2 protein-coding genes and 1 pseudogene are annotated in these 1,654 nt (G+C 59.8%); 2 read left to right on the top strand and 1 reads right to left on the bottom strand.

The annotated features are described in order from the left end of the window. The coding region (locus HLUSI_RS34125) for a dienelactone hydrolase family protein (protein WP_040503462.1) at positions 1 to 502 on the top strand (502 nt) is incomplete at its 5' end. Positions 503 to 675: 173 nt separating this feature from the next. Here the strand turns inward: HLUSI_RS34125 and HLUSI_RS0113065 are convergent. Then, positions 676 to 1,104 (bottom strand): hypothetical protein, encoded by a 429-nt coding sequence (locus HLUSI_RS0113065; protein ID WP_016834405.1) that lies wholly within the window; start codon positions 1,102 to 1,104, stop codon positions 676 to 678. 362 nt (positions 1,105 to 1,466) lie between these two features. Between HLUSI_RS0113065 and HLUSI_RS28495 the strand changes: the two are divergent. After that, a pseudogene (locus HLUSI_RS28495) lies at positions 1,467 to 1,654 on the top strand (TetR/AcrR family transcriptional regulator); the annotation flags it as partial.

Raw genomic sequence — 1,654 nt, 5'->3', positions numbered from 1 at the left:
TTATCCGACCTGCACGGCTTTTTCAAAAAACCGCACGCCTTACAAGCCGGCCGCGCCGATGCTGATCCTGATGGGTGAAAACGACGACTGGACGCCGCCTGAAGCCTGCGAATCGCTGGAAAAGAAAATGCAGGACAGCGACACGCCGATCACCTTGCGCCTCTATCCCGACACCTATCATGACTTCGATGCGCCGGGCATGCCGATGCACGTGCGCATGGACGGCGAGCAGGAAATCGACCACGCCCAGCTGCTGCGCCAGATCGCCGAAACCCAGGAGCGCGGCTATTCGCGCATGGAAAGCCGGCAGATCCGCGGCGTGGTGAACCTCTCGTATCCGGTGCTGGGCGCCAACGACCGCATGTTGGCGGCGCTCAACGTGCCCTACATCGAGCGCATCGACAAGAAGGTCAATCCCAGCCTCGATGAAGTGCAGATCATCGTGCATGAAATCTCCGCGCGACTATCAAAGCTCATGGGCAGCAGCAGCTTCGGCACTTGAGATCCGCCAATAAAAACACCGCTGGCGGCGTTGCTTCTCCTGGCCGTACCTTCGTACTGTCTGCGTCGGCGCGCCTTGCCAGCGGCGTTTTTATTGGCGGATGTCAAACCACTGCTGAGAAACAAAAAAGCCAGGCGTCGCAGCCTGGCTTTCTTGTTTGATGCGAGCAGTAGTCAACCGCCCTGTGAAACCTGCTCGCGGTTGAGCGTCGGCAGGCTCTTGCCCTTGTTGTATTCAACTGCCGCGTTGGTCAGGTTATAGCGCGTGTATGCCTTCATCAGATCGTCCATGAAATCCGACTCGCCCTTGACCAGGCGCCAGGCGCCGCGCGCGTCCTGCTCCTCGACGTAGCTGCCGAGGCCGTCATAGACGACGCTGACGGCGCGCGGCTTTTCGTTTTCCTTGAATTCGGTCAGGAAGCCGTGCATGTCGTAGCCGCCCTTGCCGCGCATGAAAGTATCGATGGCCGACTCCATCGCCGCTTCGCGATCGGTCAGCGCCTTGGTGTGCGCCTGGGTCAGCAATTCGCTGACGCCGGGATTGTCGGTGATCACTGGCGACGCGGTGTTGTTGATGAAAAACTGGTTGTTGATGCTGTCCATTGCCGCTCTCCTACGGATTGCCGGGACTGCTGCCGATGCTGCCGATGCTACCTATGCTGCTGCCGGGCTGCCTGTAAGCTTCCAATACGTTGCCAGATTGACAAATTCGTCCGTTTTTTTGGCGATACCTGCCTGATTTTCCCATTGTAAAAGCCTTTTGTCTGTTCCGTTTGCAAGGACACCGCCGCATTCACCGCTTTATTCCCCGAATCCGGCGCTTCGTCGCAAACCGCTGCCGCAAGGGCCGGCCCGGCTTTACCCTGCTTTACGCAATCTGCCCGGGCGGACTTCTTGACGACATGACTGTAGCCACTTACATTGCTGACTCACCGGTAACTTACTGGCGGCGCCGCCGCTTCACCATGGCTCAGCCTTCGAAATCCCCTTTCGCTCCGAAAGTCACCCAAGCCGCTTCAAAGGCCTCCGCACGCGGACCGCGCTGGGAGCGGCGCAAGGAAGCGCGCCCGCAGGAATTGCTGGCGGCAGCGCTGGATATCTTCGTCGAGCGCGGCTTCGCGGCTGCGCGGCTGGAAGATGTCGCCGCGCGCGC

This window comes from Herbaspirillum lusitanum P6-12 (assembly GCF_000256565.1).
Taxonomy (GTDB): Bacteria; Pseudomonadota; Gammaproteobacteria; order Burkholderiales; family Burkholderiaceae_D; genus Herbaspirillum; species Herbaspirillum lusitanum.
Note: the sequence above shows the minus strand (reverse complement) of the source record. Positions and strands in the feature narration are given on the sequence as shown.